Annotated in this window: 14 protein-coding genes; 12 read left to right on the top strand and 2 right to left on the bottom strand. The window is 38.4% G+C overall.

The window, feature by feature from the left end:
• Positions 1 to 3: 3 nt before the first annotated feature.
• The 12 genes from lysM (at position 4) to mfd (ending at position 17,403) form a co-directional block, all read left to right on the top strand.
• Positions 4 to 447 carry a peptidoglycan-binding protein LysM gene (lysM, locus tag CKV78_RS06435; RefSeq protein WP_005763091.1) on the top strand — a complete coding sequence of 148 codons (444 nt, stop codon included), beginning with the start codon at positions 4 to 6 and terminating at the stop codon, positions 445 to 447.
• A 209-nt stretch (positions 448 to 656) separates the two neighbouring features.
• Positions 657 to 1,955, top strand: coding sequence for a trigger factor (gene tig / locus CKV78_RS06430; protein ID WP_005763090.1), 1,299 nt, complete (start codon positions 657 to 659; stop codon positions 1,953 to 1,955).
• Between the two features lie 168 nt (positions 1,956 to 2,123).
• Positions 2,124 to 2,705 carry an ATP-dependent Clp endopeptidase proteolytic subunit ClpP gene (clpP, locus tag CKV78_RS06425; protein ID WP_005763088.1) on the top strand — a complete coding sequence of 194 codons (582 nt, stop codon included), beginning with the start codon at positions 2,124 to 2,126 and terminating at the stop codon, positions 2,703 to 2,705.
• A gap of 16 nt (positions 2,706 to 2,721) precedes the next feature.
• Positions 2,722 to 3,960, top strand: a complete 1,239-nt coding sequence (gene clpX, locus CKV78_RS06420) for an ATP-dependent protease ATP-binding subunit ClpX (RefSeq protein WP_005763087.1) — start codon at positions 2,722 to 2,724, stop codon at positions 3,958 to 3,960.
• 129 nt (positions 3,961 to 4,089) lie between these two features.
• A complete protein-coding gene (lon, locus tag CKV78_RS06415; protein WP_005763085.1) occupies positions 4,090 to 6,504 on the top strand; it encodes an endopeptidase La in 2,415 nt (804 codons plus the stop codon).
• A 295-nt stretch (positions 6,505 to 6,799) separates the two neighbouring features.
• Positions 6,800 to 9,073, top strand: a complete 2,274-nt coding sequence (gshAB, locus tag CKV78_RS06410) for a bifunctional glutamate--cysteine ligase GshA/glutathione synthetase GshB (RefSeq protein ID WP_005763083.1) — start codon at positions 6,800 to 6,802, stop codon at positions 9,071 to 9,073.
• Positions 9,074 to 9,208: 135 nt separating this feature from the next.
• A complete protein-coding gene (locus tag CKV78_RS06405) occupies positions 9,209 to 10,312 on the top strand; it encodes a PhoH family protein (protein WP_005763081.1) in 1,104 nt (367 codons plus the stop codon).
• A complete protein-coding gene (gene ybeY, locus CKV78_RS06400) occupies positions 10,313 to 10,783 on the top strand; it encodes an rRNA maturation RNase YbeY (protein ID WP_005763079.1) in 471 nt (156 codons plus the stop codon).
• Positions 10,784 to 10,913: 130 nt separating this feature from the next.
• Positions 10,914 to 11,636 carry a DUF5358 family protein gene (locus CKV78_RS06395; protein ID WP_005763076.1) on the top strand — a complete coding sequence of 241 codons (723 nt, stop codon included), beginning with the start codon at positions 10,914 to 10,916 and terminating at the stop codon, positions 11,634 to 11,636.
• Between the two features lie 18 nt (positions 11,637 to 11,654).
• Entirely contained in the window at positions 11,655 to 13,604 is a 1,950-nt protein-coding gene (locus CKV78_RS06390; RefSeq protein ID WP_005763075.1) for a tRNA(Met) cytidine acetyltransferase TmcA, read from the top strand.
• 33 nt (positions 13,605 to 13,637) lie between these two features.
• Positions 13,638 to 13,835 (top strand): DUF5363 family protein, encoded by a 198-nt coding sequence (locus tag CKV78_RS06385; RefSeq protein WP_095075294.1) that lies wholly within the window; start codon positions 13,638 to 13,640, stop codon positions 13,833 to 13,835.
• A 130-nt stretch (positions 13,836 to 13,965) separates the two neighbouring features.
• Complete coding sequence (gene mfd / locus CKV78_RS06380) at positions 13,966 to 17,403, top strand: transcription-repair coupling factor (RefSeq protein WP_005763071.1); 3,438 nt, start codon at positions 13,966 to 13,968, stop codon at positions 17,401 to 17,403.
• Between the two features lie 88 nt (positions 17,404 to 17,491).
• Here mfd and priC read toward each other — a convergent pair whose 3' ends face one another.
• On the bottom strand, positions 17,492 to 18,046 hold the full coding sequence (gene priC, locus CKV78_RS06375; RefSeq protein WP_005763070.1) for a primosomal replication protein PriC: 555 nt from the start codon (positions 18,044 to 18,046) through the stop codon (positions 17,492 to 17,494).
• 47 nt (positions 18,047 to 18,093) lie between these two features.
• Positions 18,094 to 19,452 (bottom strand): Na+/H+ antiporter family protein, encoded by a 1,359-nt coding sequence (locus tag CKV78_RS06370; RefSeq protein WP_005763068.1) that lies wholly within the window; start codon positions 19,450 to 19,452, stop codon positions 18,094 to 18,096.
• Positions 19,453 to 19,496 lie beyond the last annotated feature (44 nt).

Raw genomic sequence — 19,496 nt, 5'->3', positions numbered from 1 at the left:
ATTATGGGTTTATTTGATTTTGTAGGCGAAATCGGTCGTAAACTATTTTCTAAAAAAGAAGATGCAGCAGAAGCAGTAACTAAACACCTTAACGAAGACAACCCAGGTCTTGAAAATGTGGTCGTGAAAGTAGAAGATGGCGTTGCTTTTATTGAAGGCAATGCAGAGTCTGCTAGCGCATTAGAAAAAGCGGTATTAATGGTGGGGAACGTTGAAGGTATCACTTCTGTAAACGTAGATAAAGTTGTGATTAAAAGCGGTGAAAGCTTAGCTGGCGATGATGAGTTCTATGTGATTCAAAAAGGCGACACACTTTGGAAAATTGCTGAAAAAACCTATGGCAATGGTGCAAAATACACTGCGATTGTTGATGCAAACAAAGAAGTTATCAAAGATGCGGATAAAATTTTCCCAGGACAAAAAATTCGTTTACCTAAAGCTCTTTAATTTGCTGTTTAAATAAAAAAAGAGAGGCGTAAATGAATGCCTCTTTTTATTTTAGATTAAAAAATAAACAAATATATTTTTTTATATGGCATTTTCTCGACTGATGTGTTTTATGTCGCTATAATTCTTCGGTTATTTTTAACTTTAATTTTTACTAACGTGTTCGGTGTGTGCATTCGCCGAGTGCAAATTCATTTTGAGGTAACATAATGTCATTTACTATTGAAACAACTCAAGGTCTTGAGCGTCGTGTTCAAATCACCGTTCCATCTGACGCTGTTGAAGGTGCAGTTCGTGAAGAATTAAAACGTGTTGCAAAAACTGCACGTGTTGACGGTTTCCGTAAAGGTAAAGTACCACCACACATTATTGAAAAACGTTTTGGACCATCAGTGCGTCACGATGTATTAGGCGAATTATTACAAAGCAATTTTTTCAATGTAATTATTGAACAAAAAGTAAATCTTGCAGGTCGTCCGTCTTTCGCAGTAGAGCAATTTGAAGTGGGTAAAGATTTAGTATTTACTGCAACTTTTGAAGTCTATCCAGAAGTTGAATTAAAAGGTTTAGATCAAATCAAAGTTGAGAAACCAGTTGTTGAAATCACTGATGCTGACATCGAAAAAATGATCGAAGTATTACGTAAACAGCAAGCAACTTGGGCTGAAAGCACAGATGCTGCAAAAGCAGAAGATCGTGTGGTGATCGACTTTGTAGGTTCTGTTGATGGTGAAGAGTTCGAGGGTGGTAAAGCGGAAGACTTCACATTATTTATGGGTCAAGGTCGTATGATCCCTGGTTTTGAAGAGGGCATTGTTGGTCACAAAGCAGGTGAACAATTTGATATTAACGTTACTTTCCCAGAAGAATATCATGCTGAAAACTTAAAAGGTAAAGCAGCGAAATTTGCGATCAACTTGAAAAAAGTTGAAGTAATGGTTTTACCAGAATTAACAGATGAATTTGTTGCTAAATTTGGCCCAAATACCAAAACTGTAGATGATTTACGTAATGAAATTCGTAAAAATATGCAACGTGAATTGAAAAATGCATTAACTGCAAAAGTAAAAGGTCAAGTTATTGACGGTTTATTAGCGCAAAACGAAATTGAAGTACCTGCATCTGCAGTAGAACAAGAAATTGAAGTATTACGTGGTCAAGCAGCACAACGTTTCGGTGGTAATGCAGAACAAACAGCTCAATTACCACGTGAATTATTCGAAGAACAAGCAAAACGTCGTGTTCAAGTTGGTTTATTATTAGCTGAAGTTATTGCTTCTAATGAATTAAAAGTTGACGATGCTCGTGCTAAAGCAATGATCGAAGAAATCGCATCTGCTTATGAGCAACCTGCTGAAGTTGTTGAATATTACAGCAAAAACAAAGAGTTAATGAATAATATTCGTAATGTGGTCTTAGAAGAGCAGGCTGTGGATGCAGTTCTTGCCAAAGCACAAGTTACAGAAAAAGCAGCTTCTTTCGATGAAGTGATGAATCCACAAGCATAATTCAATTATTGCGTTGAAATTTAGCGCTTATTTAAGTGCGGTCAAAAAAATCCAATTTTGACCGCACTTTTTTATTACTTAGAAATATTCAAGTTAGAAAAATTCTAATTTTCAGGTAGAATAACTGAATTGCTTTAATTTTATTAAATTGGATTGAAAGAGGTAAATATGAGTGTAATTCCTATGGTTGTAGAGCAAACCTCAAGAGGTGAGCGTTCTTATGATATTTATTCACGTTTATTAAAAGAGCGTGTTATTTTCTTGAGTGGTGAAGTAGAAGACCGTATGGCAAATTTAATTGTCGCTCAATTATTATTTTTAGAATCAGAAGATCCAGAAAAAGATATTAATATTTATATTAACTCACCAGGTGGCTCAGTGACTGCGGGTATGGCAATCTATGACACAATGCAATTTATTAAACCTGATATTCGCACGCTTTGTGTTGGGCAAGCTTGCTCAATGGGTGCATTTTTATTAGCGGGTGGTACTGCTGGCAAGCGTATTGCATTACCAAATGCACGTGTGATGATTCATCAACCGTTAGGTGGTTTCCGTGGTCAAGCATCTGATATTCAAATTCACGCTCAAGAAATTTTAAAAATTAAACAAACCTTAAATGAACGTCTGGCTTTCCACACAGGTCAGAGTATTGAACGTATTGAGCGTGATACAGATCGTGATAATTTTATGTCAGCTGAAGAAGCAAAAGCCTATGGTTTAGTAGATGAAGTGTTAGTGAAACGATAAGAATTTAGGATTAAAAATGGAAAAAAACACTGAGTTACATTGCTCTTTCTGTGGTAAAGAACAAAAAGAAGTGAGCAAGTTAATTGCGGGCACTTCCGGTTATATTTGTAATGAATGTATCGAACTTTGCCACGATATGCTGTTATCTGAAGAAGTTTCAGAAACACCAGAAGTGGAGGGGCAAGAAGAACAAAAACTGCCTACACCACACGAAATTCGTGCGCATTTAGATGATTATGTGATTGGTCAAGATTATGCTAAAAAAGTGTTATCGGTTGCAGTTTATAATCATTACAAGCGTTTGCGTTCAGATAAAAAAATTATCGATGTTGAATTAGGTAAAAGTAATATTTTATTAATCGGTCCTACGGGAAGTGGTAAAACGTTACTCGCTGAAACAATGGCACGTATGTTGAATGTGCCTTTCGCAATGGCAGATGCTACCACGTTAACAGAAGCGGGTTATGTAGGAGAAGACGTTGAAAACGTCCTGCAAAAATTAGTACAAAGCTGTGATTACGATGTTGAGCGTGCTGAAAAAGGCATTATCTACATTGATGAGATCGATAAAATTACACGTAAATCTGAAAATCCGTCAATCACACGCGATGTATCAGGTGAAGGTGTACAGCAAGCATTATTAAAATTAATCGAAGGCACTGTGGCATCAATTCCACCACAAGGTGGTCGCAAGCATCCGCAACAAGAAATGTTACGTGTTGATACTTCAAAAATTCTATTTATCTGTGGTGGTGCGTTTGCGGGTTTAGATAAAGTGATTGAAAAACGTGTCCACGTGGGTTCTGGCATTGGGTTCAGTGCGGAAGTGAAAGGTAAACAAGATAAAGCGACATTAAGCCAATTATTCGAGCAAGTTGAGCCTGATGATTTAATGAAGTTTGGTTTAATTCCAGAGTTTATTGGGCGTTTACCCGTAGTTGCACCACTGGCTGAGCTTGATGAAGAAGCTTTAGTCAAAATTTTAACTGAGCCAAAAAATGCGTTGATCAAGCAATATCAAGCGTTGTTTGGGTTAGAAGATGTGGCATTAGAGTTTACGCAAGAAGCATTGATCGCAATGGCGAAAAAAGCATTAGAGCGTAAAACGGGAGCACGTGGATTACGTTCAATTGTTGAAGCGGTACTGCTAGACACAATGTATGATTTACCGTCTTTGGTGAATCTTGAAAAAGTCCTTGTTGAAGAGCGTACAATTACCGAAAAACAAGCACCAACATTGGTGTATAAAGCATAATTCATTCTTGTCATACTAATAAAAAGTGCGGTCATTTTTTACCGCACTTTTTCACTTTCCAACTTGATTTATTATTATTTGCCCTCATATTAGGCAAAATACCCCAATTTTTAACTAAGAGAGAGCGTAATGAGCGCAAAAAAAACACAGCAGCAGACAATTCCAGTTTTACCATTGCGTGATGTCGTTGTATTTCCTTATATGGTAATGCCATTATTCGTTGGTAGACCGAAATCTATTCGCAGCCTCGATGAAGCAATGGAGGCAGGTAAACAACTATTACTAGTTTCACAAAAACAAGCGGATTTAGAAGAGCCAACTATTGATGATGTTTACAGTGTCGGTACTGTTGCTAATATCATTCAATTATTGAAATTGCCAGATGGCACAGTAAAAGTGTTGGTAGAAGGTCAGCAACGCGCAAATATTGAGCATTTAGACGATAACGGTGAGTTTTTCTCAGCAAACATTAGTCTAATCGAAACTGAATTTGGTGATGATAAAGAACTTGAAGTGGTGAAAAAAGCTACGTTGGCTGAGTTTGAAAAATATGCGAAGTTGAATAAAAAAGTACAACCTGATGTACATTCTGCTTTAGAGCGTATCGAAGAATTTGACCGTTTAAGTGACACTCTAGCTGCGCATATGCCGGTAGCGGTTAAGCACAAACAAAAGGTGTTAGAACTTCCACAAGTTGTTGCACGTTTTGAATATTTGCTTGGCTTAATGGAATCTGAAACGGATTTGTTGAAAATTGAAAAGCGTATTCGTGGCCGAGTGAAAGAACAAATGGAAAAAACTCAGCGCGATTATTACTTAAATGAGCAAATTAAGGCAATTCAAAAAGAACTTGGCGAAGGTGACAGCGCAGATGAAATTGAGCAACTTCGTAAAAAAATTGAAGATGCGAGAATGCCGACAGAAGCAAGAGAAAAAGCCGAAGCTGAATTACAAAAATTAAAAATGATGTCCCCAATGTCAGCAGAAGCCACAGTCGTTCGTAGTTACATTGACTGGATGGTACAAGTACCTTGGCATAAACGCACTAAAGTGAAAAAAGACTTAGCGAAAGCACAACAAGTGCTTGATGCAGATCATTACGGTTTAGAGCGTGTGAAAGAGCGCATTTTAGAATATTTAGCGGTACAGACACGTTTAAATCAAATTAAAGGTCCGATTCTATGTTTAGTTGGGCCTCCGGGGGTTGGTAAAACTTCATTAGGTCAATCTATCGCACAAGCAACAGGGCGTAAATATGTGCGTATGGCGTTAGGTGGAGTGCGTGATGAAGCTGAAATCCGTGGTCATCGTAAAACCTATATCGGTGCTTTGCCGGGTAAATTGATTCAAAAAATGGCCAAAGTGGGCGTGAAAAACCCGTTATTCTTGCTTGATGAAATCGACAAAATGAGTTCGGATATGCGTGGAGATCCAGCTTCTGCATTGTTAGAGGTGCTTGATCCTGAACAAAATACCACATTTAACGATCATTATTTAGAAGTGGATTACGATTTATCTGATGTAATGTTCGTGGCAACCTCAAACTCAATGCGTATTCCTGCGCCATTATTAGACCGTATGGAAGTGATTCGTCTCTCTGGTTATACCGAAGATGAAAAACTCAATATTGCGACTCGCCATTTATTAGCAAAACAAATGGAACGCAACGGTTTGAAAGTGGGCGAATTAGTCATTGAAGAAAGTGCCATTTTAGACATTATTCGTTACTACACGCGTGAAGCAGGTGTACGTAGTCTTGAACGTGAAATTTCAAAAATTTGCCGTAAAGCAGTGAAAAACTTATTACTTGATAAGAAATTAAAATCAATCAAAGTAAGCGCGGCTAATTTACAGGAGTTTTTAGGCGTGAAACGTTTTGAGTTTGGGCGTGCTGATACGCAAAATCGTGTGGGTGAAGTCACAGGTCTTGCGTGGACAGAAGTGGGTGGTGATTTACTCACTATCGAAACTGCATCTGTATTAGGTAAAGGGAAACTTACTTATACCGGCTCATTGGGCGATGTAATGAAAGAATCTATTCAAGCAGCAATGACAGTCGTGCGTGCAAGATCGGAAAAATTAGGTATTGCTTCTGACTTCCACGAAAAACGTGATATTCACATTCATGTACCTGAAGGTGCGACACCGAAAGATGGTCCAAGTGCAGGTATTGCTATGTGCACTGCATTAGTGTCTTGCTTGACGGGTAACCCTGTGAAAGCCGATGTGGCAATGACTGGTGAGATTACATTACGTGGTAAAGTGTTGCCGATTGGTGGCTTGAAAGAGAAACTTTTAGCAGCACATCGTGGTGGAATTAAAACAGTGATTATTCCAAAAGAAAATGTGAAGGATTTAGAAGAAATTCCAGATAATGCGAAAAATAACTTAGTGATTCACGCTGTTGAAACTATTGATGAAGTGTTAGCTATCGCATTAGAAAATCCACCAACAGGTGTTGAGTTTGTCAAACTTACTCCTGTAAATGCAGTGAAAACAGCAAGAAAAAGCCGTACAAGTTCACGTAAAAGTGCGGTGAATTAATATGATTTTTTATTCTTAAAGTAAATCCACCTTCTTGAGGGTGGATTTTTCCTTTATTTTGCTTTTCTGTTTTATAACAGCAGTGGGATAACTTGTATTTGGTGAAAGTGTTATTTAATTCGGGAAATTAGTGAATTATTTTAGGCAGTACTTAAGTGATCTTAAGTAATATTTAATCGTAGGAAACGTCTAATTTTCTGGTGGAAAAGAGAACATAAATTCATTTAGTAATTTACTTTCATCCAGTTAATTTTAATAAATTAGGGAAAATCCCTATTTCATTCAAGGAAAGTTAATGAACATTCAACAACTTATCAAAGAAAATCAGCTCGGTTTATTATTCCAACAAGGTTCATTTGGCTTGGAAAAAGAAAGCCAGCGAGTTTATGCTGATGGCTCAGTTGTGACTACAGAACACCCTAAAGCCTTTGGAAATCGTAGTTATCACCCTTATATTCAAACTGACTTTGCTGAAAGCCAATTAGAATTAATTACTCCACCAAATACTAAACTTGAAGATACTTATCGTTGGCTTTCTGCAATTCACGAAGTGGTTCAACGTACTTTACCTGAAAATGAATACATTTTTCCATTAAGTATGCCAGCAGGATTGCCGACAGAAGATAAAATTAAAGTAGCGCAACTCGATAATCCCGAAGATGTCGCATATCGTGAATATTTAGTCAGAGCTTATGGCAAAAATAAGCAAATGGTGAGTGGTATTCATTATAATTTCCAGCTTTCACCAGAATTAGTTCAACGCTTATTTAGCTTACAAAATGAGTACAAAAGTGCGGTGGATTTTCAGAATGATTTATATCTGAAAATGGCGAAAAACTTTTTACGTTATCAATGGATTCTTCTGTATTTGCTTTCTGCAACGCCAACGGTGGAATCTGTGTATTTCAAAGATGGTTCACCATTAAAAGCGGGGCAATTCGTGCGTAGCTTACGTTCAAGTCAATACGGCTATGTAAATGATCCTGAAATTAAAGTGTCCTTTGATAGCGTAGAAAAATACGTTGAAACTCTAGAACATTGGGTTGCAAATGGCAAATTGATTGCTGAGAAAGAATTTTATTCAAATGTGCGTTTACGTGGTGCGAAAAAAGCACGTGAGCTATTACAAAATGGTATTAAATACCTCGAATTCCGTTTATTTGATTTAAACCCATTTGAAATTTACGGTATCAGCTTAAATGATGCGAAATTTATTCACGCATTCGCTTTATTAATGATTTGGATTGAGCAAACGGCAACTCAAGAAGACCTTGAGTTAGGCAAAGCGCGTTTAGCAGAAGTTGCATTTGAGCATCCGTTAGATAAAACAGAATACGCCGTAGAGGGTGAATTAGTTTTATTAGAATTGCTTTCAATGCTTGAGCAAATTGGCGCAGAGGCTGAATTAGTTGAGATTGTGAAAGATAAATTAAGCCAATTCGCAGACCCAAGTAAAACGATTGGAGGTCGTTTAGTTCAAGCAATTGAGCAAGCGGGCAGCTATCAACAATTAGGTGCACAATTAGCACAACAATATAAAGCAAAAGCATTTGAGCGTTTTTATGCTCTATCAGCATTCGACAATATGGAGCTTTCGACTCAAGCCTTGTTGTTCGATTTGATCAAAAAAGGGATTCACACTGAAATCTTAGATGAAAACGATCAATTTCTTTGCTTAAAACACGGTGATCACATTGAATATGTGAAAAATGGCAATATGACTTCGCACGACAGCTATATTTCGCCATTAATTATGGAAAACAAAGTTGTCACCAAAAAAGTCTTACACAAAGCAGGCTTCAACGTGCCACAAAGTGTGGAATTTACTTCCCTTGAGAAAGCAGTGGCAAGCTATGCGTTATTTGAAAACAGAGCCGTGGTGATTAAGCCAAAATCAACGAATTATGGTTTAGGTATCACGATCTTCCAACAAGGCGTACAAAATCGTGATGACTTTGCGAAAGCAGTTGAAATTGCTTTCCGTGAAGACAAAGAAGTGATGGTGGAAGATTATTTAGTGGGAACGGAATATCGTTTCTTCGTACTAGGTGATGAAACCCTTGCCGTATTGTTGCGTGTGCCAGCTAATGTCATTGGTGATGGCGTACATACTGTGGCTGAGCTTGTTACAATGAAAAATAATCATCCATTACGTGGTGACGGCAGCCGCACCCCATTGAAGAAAATTGCTTTAGGTGAAATCGAGCAGTTACAACTGAAAGAACAAGGTTTAACCGTAGATTCTGTGCCAGCCAAAGATCAGCTTGTGCAACTGCGTGCAAATTCGAATATCAGTACGGGCGGTGATTCCATTGATATGACGGATGAAATGCACGAAAGCTATAAACAACTTGCAGTCGGCATTACGAAAGCAATGGGCGCAGCAGTATGTGGTGTGGATTTAATTATCCCAGATCTGAAAAAGCCAGCTGAGCCAAATTTAGCATCGTGGGGTGTGATTGAGGCTAACTTCAATCCAATGATGATGATGCACATTTTCCCTTATGCGGGAAAATCTCGCCGTCTGACCCAAAACGTGATTAAGATGTTATTTCCTGAATTAATATAATGAGAATAAGGCGAGCGTTGAGTTCGCCTTTGTTGCTTTATTTATGCTAAATATTATGAAGGGTATTCACCTAGCAAATTTTCATCAATATTTTTACAATACAAACACTTTTATTTTAACTTTTGAGGTTTAGCTTTGAGCGATTTACTCACCGAAACACTTACTCTTGAACCACAAGATAATGCTCGTTTACAAGCATTGTGTGGCGCGTATGAAGGGAATTTACAACTGATTGAGAAATCATTAAATCTGACTATTTCTCGTCGTAATTTCACCTTTACTATTCAGTCAAATGAGGAAGAAAACAAACCTTATCACGCAAAATTGCTGAAAAGTGCGGTCAAATTAATCCAAGTTTTGTATTTAGAGACTGCACCAGTGCGTGGACAAATTAAGGAATTAGATTTGGAAGATGTACATATTGCGATTCAAGAAAGTCGCATTTTAGTACAAGAAAATGATGACGAGCGTGAAGAAAGCAAAGTGTACGAATCTTCAATTAAAACCAAACGTGGATTGATTAAACCTCGCGGGCCAAATCAAGTCCAATATTTACACAATATTTTCCGTCACGATATTAGTTTTGGGATTGGTCCTGCTGGAACGGGGAAAACTTTTTTGGCAGTTGCAGCAGCAGTTGAAGCTCTAGAAAAGCAAGAAGTTCGTCGTATTTTACTTACTCGCCCAGCTGTTGAGGCTGGTGAAAAATTGGGTTTCTTGCCGGGTGATTTAGGGCAGAAAATCGAGCCATATTTACGACCGCTTTATGATGCACTATTTGAAATGTTAGGTTTTGAGCGTGTGCAAAAGTTAATGGAACGTAATGTTATTGAAATTGCACCTTTAGCCTATATGCGTGGCCGTACATTGAATGACAGTTTTATTATTCTAGATGAAAGCCAAAATACTACTGTTGAGCAAATGAAAATGTTCCTAACGCGTATTGGTTTTAACTCGAAAGCAGTGATTACAGGTGATATTACCCAAATTGATTTGCCACGCAGCCAAAAATCAGGCTTACGCCACGCTATTGAAGTATTAGAAAACGTGCCTGAACTGAGCTTTAATTATTTTGAAAGCAAAGACATCGTACGCCATCCGGTGGTGGCAAAAGTAGTACAGGCTTACGATGCGTGGGAAGCTCAAGATGAGGTTCGTCGTGCCGCTATAGCTGAACAACGTCGTCAAGAACGTATCGAAAAAGAGCGGTCAGAAAATTTACAAAATGAGAATGAATAAATGAAGCAAGTGATTATTGATTTACAAATTGCTACTGAAAATACAGAAAATCTTCCAACAGAAGCTCAAATCCAAGAATGGGCAAATCGTGCGGTGCAACCTGAATTATCGGACGTTGAAATGACAGTGCGTATCGTCGATGAAGCAGAAAGCCACGACTTAAATTTCACTTATCGTGGTAAAGATAAACCAACTAATGTGTTGTCATTCCCTTTTGAGTGTCCTGATGAAGTGGAGCTTGGTTTGCTAGGCGATTTAGTTATTTGTCGACAAGTGGTAGAAAAAGAAGCAGAAGAACAAGGTAAACCGTTGATGGCACATTGGGCGCATATGGTCGTACACGGTAGTTTGCATTTGCTTGGCTACGATCATATTGAAGATGATGAAGCAGAAGAAATGGAAAACCTAGAAACAGAAATTATGCAGTCATTAGGTTTTGAAGATCCTTATTTAAGCGAAAAATGTGCTTAATTGAAGGAAAAACAACCGCACTTTTTAAACTATTTTTTTGGTTGTGGTCTAAGAAGTCTCATTTTTTCGAAAGAGAGAACTGGAGTCCAGTAGGTGCATATTTATTACAGCAGAAAAATAGGAAGAAATAATGTTTAAAAAATTAATTGTGATGTTATCTATTATGAGCCTAAGTGCTTGTGTGGCTTATTACCCTCATACTCGATATGAAAAAGATGAACCTGTTTATCGGCCAAGTTACGACCCACCTTTTGAGCCAAAATTAGATCGCAAACATCAGCAAGAATATCCATTCGGCACTAGCCGTTATTATAAAATCTCAACGGATCAAATGAACCGTTTTATTTTTGCAAAAAATAATGTGGAATATTGCTTATTGCCAGAATTAGGTCAGCAACCTGATGAACGTTTAACAGCGTTAGAAAAGCAATTGATGAAAGAAATGATCCACGAACAATTAGAAAAAATCGTCGGTAAATCATTAGCGAGAACTATTTATGGTGATCCTAAAGCTTATCGTTATTTTCAGTTCAAATATGATCAGTTAAAACACGACATTACTAATATTCGTGAATCAGAATGTCGTAATTTGAAAGAAAGCTATAACAAGCGCTTTAAAGAAAGTAAACATCAATATGGTTTAGATGAACAATCTAGAAATCCAATTGAACGCCATATTCAACAACAGCAGTCTATTGAAGAACAAATTCGTCATCAGCAAGAATCGATAGAAAGAAAGATAAGAGATCAACAAGAGGCTATCGAACGTAAAATTAGTGGTCAGCAAGAGCCTATTTATAGGCAGAAAAAAGGGGTAAGTATTGATTGGGAACACCCGTTGGACCGTTGGTAAATTTCAATAACTGATATAATGAAGCAAGATAATAAACAGCGAAATCTACAATTTTGGGTAGGTGACGATAGTAAATTATCGCACCAACTCGCGACATTACCCCAAACAAAAAGTGCGGTATGGATTGGTAACAATTTACCGCCTTTTTTGTCTTTTCCTTTTTTCCCTTTTAATAAAGCCAAAAATCTTTTAGGACAAGAGTTTGTTCTCATTATTTATGATACCCGAGAAGGGTTAAACCTTGATGTGTTAGCCATTGCCAGTGGCGCATTACAACAAGGCGGAACGCTTATTGTGTTGTTGAATCAGTGGAGTGAATTAACACAATGGAAAGATCCTGATTCTTTGCGTTGGTCGGGAGAAAATCAACCGATTTTAACACCGCACTTTATTCATTATTTTCAACAAAAAGTACAAGAATACGGTTTCCCGATTTGCCATACTGATTTTCCACAAATTATGCAGCCAACTTACATAGAAAGTGCGCTAGATTTTCAGCAGAAACCTACAACCGAACAAAGCCAGTTGCTCGAAAAGCTCAATGATGCGACCGCAGATGTGTTGATTGTGACGGCTAAACGTGGACGTGGAAAATCCGCATTAGCTGGCTTTTGGGCAAAGCAGTTAACGCAGCACAATGAATCCTTGATTCTCACTGCACCGAATAAAAGTGCGGTCAATATTTTGCAAGATTTTGCAGAGGTTGAACTGGATTTTATGTCGCCTGATTTACTTTGCGAACAAATTGCACAAGATCCTAATCAGTTTGCAGATACATGGTTGCTGATTGATGAAGCGGCGATGATCCCGCTCACGTTGTTAGAACAGCTCACTTCCGCTTTCAAGCGTATTCTTTGCACCACAACCATTCAAAGCTATGAAGGCACCGGGCGTGGTTTTTTACTCAAATTTTTAGCAAATTTGCACCGCACTTTTGTGCATTTTGAGCTTCATCAGCCACTTCGTTGGCAAGCTAACGATAAGTTAGAAGCCTTTATTGACGAGCTTTTAATGCTCGATGCAGAAGACGCTTTTTTACAGCAAAATGATCTGCTAGGTGCTATCCAAATTCAATCTTATTTACAGAGTGAGCTTGTAGAGAAACACAACGTCACCGAATTTTATGGCTTACTCACCTTAGCACATTATCGAACTTCGCCTCTTGATTTACGCCGTTTATTTGATGCACCGAAACAACAATTTTATCTCGCCGAAACAGAATCTGATTTAGTGGGGGGCGTATGGCTGGTGGAAGAAGGAAATATGCAGTCCGACTCTCTCATTTTGGATATTGCACGTGGTGTTCGTCGTCCAAGAGGGAATTTGGTTGCACAAGCCCTTTGTTATCAAGGTAATTTACAGCAGGCTTGTCGTTTATCTTCGTTGAGGATTTCTCGCATTGCGCTTTATCCCGCTTGGCAAAAGTTGGGTATAGGGCAACAGCTTATTGAAAAAATCAGTCAGGAAGCCGATGTGGATTTTCTTTCCGTCAGTTTTGGTTACACTAAGCAACTGGCTCAATTTTGGCAAAAATGTGGTTTTGATGTAGTCCATTTAGGCGAACACAAAGAAGCGAGTAGTGGTTGTTATTCAGTCATTGCGATAAAACCATTGACTGAACAAGGACAACTACTCTGTCAGGAAGCCAAAAAGCAATTTGAGAGAAACCTCTCTTTTTCACTACATTCACTGGCAAATCAGTTTTCTGCAATCGTCGACTGGACATTAGTAGAACAAGATCTTCAATTATTAGAGTTTTTTGCTAACTTTCATGGTTCGTTAGCAGGAACAATAGCATCAATTCAACGTTTAATGAAAGTCTCAGATAGTCAGGATTGCCCAACATTAACAGCTTTTTTGAATAAACAAACAAAAGTGATGGCAGATCTAGGGGGAAAGAAAAATTGGTTAAAAATCTGTCGTAAAGAGGTCAAGAAAATGTTGCAAAATCATACGATCGTTTTATGATAATCAAATTAGCGTGAAGAGGAGAAAACCAATATGACAGAGAAAAAAAAAGGATTCTTACGCAAAGTGTGGGATGGCTATAGCCAATTTTGTAAAGATATAGGGGTAGAAAAGGGTGGTGGTAGAGGTTGTTGCTGTGTACCAGTCGTGAAATTTGATGAGAACTGGACTGAAGAAGAGAAAGCAGCGATGAAAGCTCAAAAAGAGAAAGCAGGAAAGCCACAAAAATAATAAATGAAAAGCCAAGTAAATAACTTGGCTTTTTTACTGGATTTTTATACAGACTTTCATTGGAAATACAGGAAGATTTAGGCTAAACTATCGCTCATCTTTTATTTTTATCTAACAACACACCGCAGTTATGACAACCAAATATTTCGATTTAGCCATTCCGACAGAAGCCAATGATCATAAAATTTTAGGCAATGTATTAGCCGGCGCAGATGCGTTAGCGATTAACGAAATTGCCAGCCAATATTCAGGGCTGACGGTGGTCTTAACTGCAGATACACGAAGTGCGGTGCGTTTAGAAAAAGTTTTATCGCAATTCAGCCAACATCCAATTACATTTTTCCCCGATTGGGAAACTTTACCTTATGATGCCTTTTCTCCTCATCAAGAAATTATTTCCTATCGTTTAAGTGCGTTATTTCAATTACAGCATCGTCAAAAAGGAATTTTGATTTTACCAATTAGCACCTTAATGCAACGTTTATGTCCACCGGAATTTTTACAACATAATGTGCTGTTAATTAAAAAAGGTGATCGATTACAAATTAATAAAATACGTTTACAACTGGAAAGTGCTGGCTATCGTGCTGTGGAGCAAGTGCTTGAACACGGCGAATACGCAGTGCGTGGTGCGTTGTTGGATCTTTTCCCGATGGGAAGTGCGGTGCCTTTTCGCTTAGATTTTTTTGATGATGAAATTGATACCATTCGCACATTTGATGTGGATACACAGCGCACATTAGAAGAAATCAAAGAAATTAATTTATTGCCGGCTCACGAGTTTCCGACCGATGAAAAAGGCATTGAATTTTTCCGTTCCCAATTCCGAGAAACCTTTGGCGAGATTCGTCGTGATCCTGAACATATTTACCAACAAGTTAGCAAAGGCACATTAATTTCCGGTATTGAATATTGGCAGCCACTCTTCTTCGAGCAAATGGCAACGCTGTTTGCGTATTTACCGAAAAATAGTTTATGGATTGATATAGGCGATATTCAAGCACAAGGCGAACGTTTTTACCAAGATGCACAGCAACGCTACGAAAGCCGTAAAGTCGATCCGATGCGACCTTTGTTAGCACCAGAACGTTTATGGTTACGTATTGATGAAATTAATCGTGAATTAAAACGTTACCCGAGAATCAGCTTTAACGCAGAAAAAGTGCGTTCTTCAGTGCGTCAGAAAAATTTAGCCGTACAAGCATTACCTGAGCTGACGATTCAATCACAACAAAAAGAACCGTTAAAATTATTACGTCAATTTACTGAACAATTTAAAGGCAATGTTGTTTTCTCTGTGGAGAGTGAAGGACGTCGTGAAACCTTACGTGACTTACTTTCACCATTGAAAATAATGGCGACAAAAATCACCGCACTTTCACAGGTAAAAGATAAATTTAGCTTGTTGATTAGTGGCTTAGAGAACGGCTTTATTGTCGAACAAGATCAGCCCGTAGCCCTCATTACTGAAACAGAATTATTGGGCGAACGTGTTCAGCAACGTAGCCGAGATAAGCGAAAATCTGTTAATCCTGACACTTTAATTCGTAACCTTGCAGAATTAAAAATAGGTCAACCTGTAGTGCATTTAGAACACGGTGTGGGACGTTATGCGGGATTAGTCACGCTCGAAAACGGTGGCATTACCGCAGAATATTTGCTGTTAAATTATGCTAATGAATCCAAACTTTATGTGCCAGTGTCCTCTTTGCATTTGATCAGCCGTTATGTGGGCGGTTCAGATGAAACTGCGCCATTGCACAAATTGGGTAGTGATGCATGGGTAAAAGCACGTCATAAAGCGGCAGAAAAAATTCGCGATGTCGCAGCAGAATTGTTAGATGTCTATGCACAACGTGAGGCACAAAAAGGTTTTGCCTTTAATTATGATCGTGAAGAGTTTCAGCAATTTGCCGCCACTTTCCCATTTGAAGAAACTATCGATCAGGAAATGGCAATTAATGCAGTGATTTCGGATATGTGCCAGCCAAAAGCAATGGATCGTTTGGTGTGTGGTGATGTGGGCTTTGGAAAAACAGAAGTGGCGATGCGTGCAGCATTTTTAGCGGTAATGAATCATAAACAAGTCGCTGTGTTAGTGCCAACAACCTTGCTTGCGCAACAGCATTATGAAAACTTTAAAGATCGTTTTGCGAATTTGCCAGTAAACGTGGAAGTGCTCTCACGATTTAAAACCACCAAAGAGCAAAAACAAGTGATACAAAACTTGGAGGAAGGCAAAGTGGATATTCTGATTGGTACGCATAAATTAATCCAATCTGATGTGCAGTTTCACGATCTGGGTTTATTGATTATTGATGAGGAACACCGCTTTGGCGTGCGCCAAAAAGAACGTATTAAACAGCTACGTGCCAATATTGATATTCTGACTTTAACAGCAACGCCAATTCCTCGAACCTTGAATATGGCAATGCACGGCATTCGTGATCTTTCGATCATTTCTACCCCACCAGCGCGTCGTTTAACCATTAAAACCTTTGTGAAACAAGCGGATGATTTAGTGATTCGTGAGGCGATCTTGCGTGAAATCTTGCGTGGAGGACAGGTTTACTATTTGCATAATGATGTGGCAAGTATTGAAAATTGTGCAGAAAAACTGACCGCACTTGTACCAGAAGCACGCATTACAGTGGGGCATGGGCAAATGCGTGAGCGTGAACTCGAACGTGTAATGTCAGATTTTTATCACCAGCGTTTTAATGTATTAGTCTGTTCAACTATCATTGAAACAGGGATCGATGTACCAACCGCGAATACGATCATTATCGAGCGTGCGGATAACTTTGGTTTGGCACAGTTGCATCAGTTGCGTGGACGTGTTGGCCGTTCACATCACCAAGCATACGCCTATTTGTTAACGCCACCGCCAAAAACCATGACAAAAGATGCACAAAAACGCCTTGAGGCGTTGGAAAGCTTAGATAATTTAGGTGCTGGCTTTATTCTTGCGACTCATGATTTGGAAATTCGTGGTGCAGGTGAATTATTGGGTTCAGAACAAAGCGGACAAATTGAGTCGGTGGGTTTCTCGCTGTATATGGATTTATTAGAAAGTGCAGTGAATGCCTTAAAAGCAGGGCGTGAGCCATCTTTAGATGAGTTAACGCAACAGCAAGTGGAAATTGATTTACGTCTGCCAGCCTTGCTACCAGAAGATTATTTAGGCGATGTGAATATGCGTTTGTCTTTCTATAAACGTATTGCAGGGGCTGAAAATAAAAATGCGTTAGATGAGTTAAAAGTGGAATTAATCGACCGTTTTGGTTCGTTGCCTGAAGCAACTCGTAATTTATTCCAAATTGCTGAACTGCGCCAAATGGCAAAAACTGTTCAGATTCAGAAAATCGATGGCAATGCGCAAGGCGGTTTCATTGAATTTTCACCAAATGCTGAATTAGACCCAATGAAATTCTTACAACTAATCCAAACAGAGCCAACAGTTTACCGTTTCGATGGCCCGACTAAATTTAGATTTAATAAAGCCTTCACGAGCCATAAAGAGCGGTTGGATTTTGTTGAGAATTTAATAAATCAGATCAAAGATTAAGTTGAGAAAGGCTTAAGTAAAAGTGCGGTTAAAATTGCTAATGTTTTAGAGAAAATCACACAATTTTAACCGCACTTTTTATGTATTATTAAGTCCGCTGTTTGCGCTTATGTTTAAAGACTAAATATTCTTCTAAAGTTTCAATCGCATTCAAACATTTATCGCGGCGAAGTTGGTTAAAGGCAATGCGTTGCGCTAACTGGTATTGCTGATTAGGGTCAGTACACTTTAACTGCCGGTCTTGATAATCAGTGATTTTCTGATTGAGTGCGTTTAATGCTTCGTAATATTTTGCTAAACGCTCACGCGGTGGAAGACGGTGAATGTCTTGTTTGTTTTGTGGTGTAAATGTGGTGGTTTGTTGGTTTTTCTTAAGAAGTAGGCTATCAGAAATCGCTGTACACTGAGACAGAAATTTTTCTACAAGAAAACGGCAAAGCTCCAGATCTTGTTCATCGATCTTGTCTAATTGCGTTAAAGTCTGTTTTATTTCATTAAAATAAAAAGTATAGGTTTGATAGTGCTCACTAAATAAATGCGCTTCAAGTTTGTAGGTAAGGCGTTGATCTTTTTTAGCACCAACTTGTTGGTAAAGTTGATCCACTTTTTGAGAGAGTTGTGCAATTAGTTCTGTCTTTGTCATCGCCTTACCTTGAGAAAAAGAATCCTCCCGAACGGGAGGATTTTTTATTAGAGATACATTGCAGCTAACCAGCCGAAGATGATGAGCGGAATGTTGTAGTGAATAAAGGTTGGTACTACTGAATCCCAAATGTGATCGTGTTTACCATCAGCATTGAGACCCGATGTTGGTCCTAATGTTGAGTCTGAAGCTGGTGAACCAGCATCACCTAATGCTGCAGATACACCGATAATTGATACAGTTGCAAGTGGTGAGAAACCTAATGACAAGCAAAGTGGCACATAAATTGAAGTAATGATTGGTACAGTTGAGAATGATGACCCGATACCCATTGTGATAAATAAGCCCACTAATAGCATCAGGAACGCTGCGATACCTTTGCTATCAGCACCTAAGCCTTGACTGAATGTTTCTACTAATACAGTTACACCACCTGTTGTATTAATTACATTCGCAAAACCTGATGCCGCAATCATCACAAAGCCAATCATCGCCATTAAACGTAAACCTTGTTGGAAAATATCGTTGCTTTCTTTTAATTTGAAAATACCACAAACTGCGAATATAACTAGACCAGCTAAACCGCCAATAATGGTTGAGCTAGTGAATAATTGCAATGCAAACGTGACGACGATTGCAACTAAACTTGCACCAATGTGGAATGGTCTGATATTTGCAATATGCGCTTCGATATCAGCAGTGCTAATTTCTGCGTGAGTAACGGCATATTCTCTTGGTTTACGATAACTGATAAATACAGCAGTTAATAAACCTAAAATCATCCCAATAACTGGTACAGCCATTGCGAGTGATACTTCCGCTACAGAGGTTTGTAAGCCTAAAGTTGCACCAGCTTGGTTGATGTTTTTCACAAGTACACTTTCAATAAAAATTTTACCGAAGCCTACTGGTAATAGCATATATGTAGCAGTTAAACCAAAAGTTAACACACAAGCTACTGCACGGCGGTCAAGCTTTAATTTGTTGAAGATCGCTAAAAGTGGTGGAATTACGATTGGAATAAATGCGATATGTACTGGTAATAAGTTTTGTGAGGAAATCGCAAATAAAGTCAAAATTCCTAGGATAAAATATTTAAAACCAGCCATTGAACGTGTCGTTGGCGTGTTTCCTAAGCGTTTAATCACTTTATAAGCTAATAAATCAGTAATACCTGATTTTGAAATTGCCACAGCGAATGCACCTAAAATTGCATAGTTCATTGCAACTTCAGCACCACCGCCTAGGCCATTGGTAAAGGTTTTAATTGTTTCGCTGATTCCAAGATCGCCCGTTAAACCTGCAACTAAAGCCGAAATTACAAGTGCAATGACCACATTAATACGTAATAGGCTTAAAGCAAGTAAAACAACAATGGAAATCACAACTGGATTTGATAATAACATTGTGTTTATCCCTAGGTTATTTTTAGAAAGAATTTCTAAATGTA

Source organism: Pasteurella dagmatis (assembly GCF_900186835.1).
In the GTDB taxonomy this organism is placed as follows: domain Bacteria; phylum Pseudomonadota; class Gammaproteobacteria; order Enterobacterales; family Pasteurellaceae; genus Pasteurella; species Pasteurella dagmatis.
Note: the sequence above shows the minus strand (reverse complement) of the source record. Positions and strands in the feature narration are given on the sequence as shown.